At 72.4% G+C, this 5,441-nt stretch carries 2 protein-coding genes and 1 pseudogene; 1 reads left to right on the forward strand and 2 read right to left on the reverse strand.

The window, feature by feature from the left end:
* On the reverse strand, nt 1-2,458 hold a 2,458-nt coding region (locus N4P33_RS31950; protein WP_260830441.1), incomplete at its 3' end, for a nitrate- and nitrite sensing domain-containing protein.
* A 414-nt stretch (nt 2,459-2,872) separates the two neighbouring features.
* On the opposite strand from N4P33_RS31950, the gene N4P33_RS31955 reads away from it, so the two are divergent.
* Complete coding sequence (locus N4P33_RS31955) at nt 2,873-3,478, forward strand: hypothetical protein (RefSeq protein WP_260830442.1); 606 nt, start codon at nt 2,873-2,875, stop codon at nt 3,476-3,478.
* A gap of 223 nt (nt 3,479-3,701) precedes the next feature.
* Here N4P33_RS31955 and N4P33_RS31960 read toward each other — a convergent pair.
* Nucleotides 3,702-5,441: pseudogene (locus N4P33_RS31960) on the reverse strand (hypothetical protein); the annotation flags it as partial.

Below are 5,441 nucleotides of genomic sequence, written 5' to 3' on the forward strand. Positions count from 1 at the left end.
ACGCGGCCTCCGGGCCCGGACGCCCGGCAGCGCGGCCCTCCGCGCGCTTGTCCCCCCGGCGCCGGGCCGGAAGGGGAGGCGCCGCCTCCAGCTCTGCCCGTGCCGACGAGCTGGTGGTGTCCTCCTCCGTCCGGTCGCGTCGGGCGCGCTCGTCGCGGACCGGACGCCCGTGGGAGCTGACCAGCTTGGGTGTTCCCCGGCGGGGCAGCGGCAGCGGTGCGCTCACCTCGTCGTCACCGGTGTCTCGGTCCGGTCCGTCGCCGGGGCCGGGGGCATGGTTTTGCGGCTCGCGGCGGCGACCGGGCCGCTCGTCCTTGGGCCGGGACCGGTGACGGCGGAACAGACCCCCGTGCTCGGTGTCCTCGTCGCCGAGCGCTCCGGGGAAGTCGTCGAGGGCGTCGAGGTCGACGGGGGCCTCCAGTTCGACCGGGCCGTCCAGGAGGGCGGCGGGCAGCCCCGGCAGTTGGACGGGCACCTGGGAGAGCGCGGTGCGGCGGTTCTCCTTCGGTTCCTTGTCCTTGGTGAGCTGGGGGCGGTCGAGACGGAAGCCGATGCCGTTGGTGTCCGGGACGTCGTCGGTCAGCAGCGCGTCCGGGATGAAGACGACCGCGGTGGTTCCGCCGTAGGGGGACGGCTGCAGGGACACCCGGACGTTCTGCCGCTGGGCGAGACGGCTCACCACGAACAGGCCGAGCCGGTCGGTGTCGGACAGCTCGAACTCCGGGGTCTCGGCGAGCCGCAGGTTGGCGTCCAGAAGTGCCTCGGCGGCCATGCCGAGACCGCGGTCGTGGATCTCCAGGGTGAAGCCGTTGGCGACGCGCTCGCCCAGGACCTGGACGGCGGTGTGCGGAGGGGAGAACACGGTGGCGTTCTCCAGGAGTTCCGCCACGAGGTGGGTGAGGTCGGCGACCGCGGGACCGGTGACGGCGACCCGTGGCAGCCGGCGGACCTCGATGCGTTCGTAGTCCTCGACCTCGGCGACGGCCGCGCGGACGACGTCCATGAGCTGAACGGGCTTGCGCCACTGGCGGGAGGGTGCGGCGCCGGAGAGGATCACCAGACCCTCGGCGTGCCGGCGCATGCGGGTGGTCAGGTGGTCCAGGCGGAACAGGTCGGCGAGTTCCTCGGTGTCCTCGGTCCTGCGTTCCATGGCGTCCAGCAGGGTGAGCTGCTTGTGCAGCAGGACCTGGCTGCGGCGGGCCAGGTTGACGAACACCTCGGAGACCCCGGCGCGCAGTTCGGCCTGTTTGACGGCGGCCTCCACGGCGGCGCGCTGCAGGGTGTTGAGGGCCTGGCCGACCTCGCCCAGCTCGTTCTTGTCGTACTCCAGGCGCGGGACCTCGGTCTCCACGTCGACCTGCTCACCGGCGGAGAGGCGGCGCATCACGCTGGGCAGCCGCACCCCGGACGCCTCGTGGGCCTCCAGGCGCAGCTGGCGCAGGTCACGAATGAGGCCGCGGCCGATGCGCACGGACAGGAACAGGGAGAGCAGCAGTGCGATCAGACCGAGCACACCGGCGATGACGGCCTGGGTGATGACGCCCATGGCGACGGGACGGACGCGGTCCTGATAGCGGTCGGAGGCCTGGTCGTTGAGGGTGCCGAGTTCGTCGAGGACCTTGCCTGCGGCGGTGTCCCAGCTCTTGGCGCTGATCCCGCGGGGCGTCCCGGGGCCGGACGAGACGGCTGCCTCCTCGCCCACACGCAGGGGAGCGGAGGCGGCGTTCTTCCAGAAGGCCTCGTAGCGGTCGCGTTCCGAGGCGGGCAGCTGCGGCAGGCCGGCGTCGTACATCAGCGTGCGCTGCGCCATGAGATCGGAGATGTCCCGGACTTCGGCCGCGGACAGCTTGCCGACGATCAGGGCGGAGCCGAGCAGCGCGTCCTCACGGGAGAGGAGTTCGCGGGCCCGGGCGAGGTTGACGAGCGCCCGGTACTGCTTGTCCAGCTCGACGTCGTCGACCACGTGCAGGTTGGCGAGCAGGACGTAGCAGGGGTCGACGAGCCGGTTGTAGAGGTCGAGGGCCTGTGCGCGGCTGACGGTGCCGTCCTCGACGCTGCGCCGCAGGGAGTCGATGCCGGTGAAGGAGTCGAGGACGGCGCTCAACTCGTCGGTGTCACCGCCGAGCGCGTCGCGCACCTCGGGATTCGCAGCGTTCTCGCGGACACTCGCCACGGCTTTGTCCGTGGCGACGCGGCTGCGGCGCAGCGCGGCGAGCCCGTCGGAGGCGCGGGGATCGGCAAGATAGACGAGCGTCTGGCGGCGCTCCTGCTGAAGGACGCGGACGGTGTCCTCGACCGGGTAGCCGACCTTCTCCATCACTGAGGACACATCGAACAGATGGCTCGCCTCGCGGCCCGTGAGCACCGTGGTGAAGGCCCAGATCGTCGTCAGCGACACCAGCGGCACGAGCAGCAGCGCCACGATCTTCCGGCGGATGGACTTCCCGCGAAAGCGCATGGCCTCCCCCAGCTCGGCCCCCGGCGGGCCGGGGGTACACATGTGCGTCAACAAACGGCGCGAGCCTACTACCGAGCCGCAGTGAACTCGAAGAGCCGTCCGGAAGCTGAACTTCCGCACGCGCGCCGAGACATGCCGAGTTGTCCGGGCATTGCGGGAGATTGCCTCCCGGTGAGGGAGGGGCCGTCGTGGTCGACCTGCGGGCACGGCGGGGACGGTTGGCCGAAAACTTTCCGCGGTCGGGAATCTTCGCGTGGTGCCGTTCGTCCTTCTCTGTGGGAGATGGGGGCGGAATCGGTCACAGGAGCCGAATCGCGCACCTGGGCGGCGTAAAACAGCGCAAGCCGGGCAGCCAGTGGGGAGTCGGGTCTTCGGACACGAGCGAAGGGGCTGCCGGCGGTGGGGAGTGACACGGTGAGGGGCACGGCTGAGCGGCGCAAGGCGCCCGAGGACGGCGCGGCGGCGCAGGTGACGGCGCGACCGGGCACCGAGGCGCAGAGCCGGGACATTCCCGCAGCCAGGCGCGGGGAGGATGCCCGGGGTGACGTCCGGCCGAAGGCCGGGCCGTCGAGCGCCGGCGCCGGACACACCGGCGTGCGTGCGCGCACAGGCGCCGACGAGCAGGCCGCCTACCGGCCGCTGTGGATCGAGGAGCCCGCGCGGCGGCGCCGCATGCCGGACCCGGTGCGGACGGCGGCGGTGCGGGCGGTTCTCATCATCGCCGTGACGCTGATTCAGGCCATGGTGGCGTTTCTGTGCACCCTGGCCGGGTCGTGGCTGGCGTTTCCGATGGTCATCAGCAGTGTCGTCAGCACCATCGTGGCGACCTGGGGGGTGCTCGACGTGTGGGTGACCCGCCAGGTGTGGAACCAGCGGCACGGTGTGGTGTCCGAGCCCAGCAGCACGGCGCGAGCACTGCGGCGCGAGCGGCGCCGCGCACGACGTCAGCAGCGGTCCGCAGAGCGGACGCAGGCGCGAATACGCCGCCGCGGCGGAGCGGGTCAGCTGTCGCACTCCTGAGGTTCGACGGAAGTGCTGCCGGAACTGCGCCAGTGAACGCCGAGTGTCCGCGCCACCATCACAGCGCAGGGTCAAGCCCCTCAAGGGCCGGCTCTGAATCCGCGCTGCTGCACGTTCGGCAGGTTCCGTCTGCCCCGTGCCTTCCCCATCGCGCAACCCGTCGTGCAGTGCGCTACAGCGGAGAGGCTTGTCGTGCCCCACGCCGTTCCCCACCGGCTTGCCCCTAAGGGGTTGCCGGTGCCGGGCGTTTGAACATGCGGGTCGCGGTGATCTCGCTGTGCACGGCCTCCTCCGCCTGGGGCTGCTGGGGAAGTCCCGGGCGGAGATGTTCCTCCACGCTGATGTACTTCAGACCGGCCCTGAGGTCGGCGTCGTTGCGCAGCCGGATGACCAGCGGGAACTCGGCCAGTGCCGTCGTGTCGAACAACCCCGTCGTGTAGAGCAGCTGCACGCCGAGCGCGTCCGCGACGGCCCGCTGAAGCTCCAGCAGGTACGTCGCGTTCGCTCGCCCGATGGGGTTGTCGAGGAACAGCGTTCCGGCGTGCCGGTGCCGGTCGCGCCCGCGGTCGTTGGAGCGCAGCGCCGCCATCGTGCAGTACAGGGCGATCGCCGCGGTGAGGAGCTGGCCGCCGGAGAACACGTCACCCATCTGGCCGACGGGGACACGTTCGGCGCGCAGGACGGCGTCGGGCTTGAGGATCTCGACGGCGACGCCCTTGGGCTGGAGGGCGGCGGCAACACCTCGCAGCAGCAGGGACATTCCGTCGCGCCGCAGGGCGGAGTTCTTCTTCACGGCCGCGCGGGTCGCGTCGTCGATGACCTCGCCGAGCCGCTCGGTGAGGGTGGCCTGGTCGGGCTCCTCGAAGCGGATGCGCAGGAACTCCTGCCCCGACCACTCGCCGAGTCCCTCGGGCAGCCGGGACAGCCGCTGGGCGGAGCGCAGGGTGGCGAGGGCCGACTCGACGAGGCCTCGGAGCCGGTCCACGATCGAGTCGCGGTTGCGTTCCAGCTGCTCCAACTCGTCGGTGAGCACCCTCAGTCGGGGCGCAAACGCGTCCGCCCAGCGCTGGGCGTGCTCGGGCAGCGCGGAGGCGGGCAGCTCACGGATCTGCTGGCGGGCGGGGGTGCGGACCTGTTCGTAGCGGGTGGAGTTGGCGTGCCGGACGAGAACGTCGCTCGCCTCGCGCACGGCGGACTCCGCGGCGGACAGGTCCGCTGCGCAGCCGCGCAGCGAGCGGCGGGCCTCGGCGGCGGACTGCCGGGCCTCCTCGAGGCTGCCCGGGTACGGCTCGGGCTGGTCCTGCTCGTCCTCGGGGGTGTGTTCGCGCAGCAGGTCGCGGAGCAGGGCGGCGATCTCGTCGAAACCGCCGGCCGCGTCCTCGGCGGCGCGGTGGGCGTCGAGGAGTTCGGCGTGTGCCTCGCGGGCCTGGTTCAACGCCTCGGTGCGGGAGGCGAGTTCGGCCGTGGCGGTGCGCAGCAGGGCCTGGGCGTGCTCGGCGTCGCGCGGGACCAGTTCCTCCGGGAGCTCGGTGTGGGTCTCCCCTTCCTCGGGGGCGAGCCGCTCGGCCTCGCCGCGCAGCCGCCCGAGCTGCTCGCTCGCGCTGGACATGCGGGTCTCCAGGAGCTGCACCAGCTCCTCGGCGCGGGCGGCCGCGGCCTGCCGGCTGGGCCCGTCGGAACCGTCGGGTGACGCGAGCAGCTGCTCCGCGCGGGTGCGGACCTTGTTGCTGAGCCGGTCCAGCTCCGCGCGGGTCGCGCTCTCGTCGCTCTCCGCGCGGGCCTGCTCGGCGCGCAGGTCGGCGCCGACGCCGACCTTCTCGTAGAGCTGGGACGCGGCCCGGTAGGCCTCACGCAGCGCGGGCAGGGAAGCCTGCGGCGCCTCGCCGCCGTCCGCGCCGTCCTCGGGTACGTCGTCGGGGGCGCCGGCGATCTCGGAGCGCTCGGCGCGCAGCGCACGCGCGGT

This window comes from Streptomyces sp. 15-116A (assembly GCF_025290915.1).
Lineage (GTDB): Bacteria > Actinomycetota > Actinomycetes > Streptomycetales > Streptomycetaceae > Streptomyces.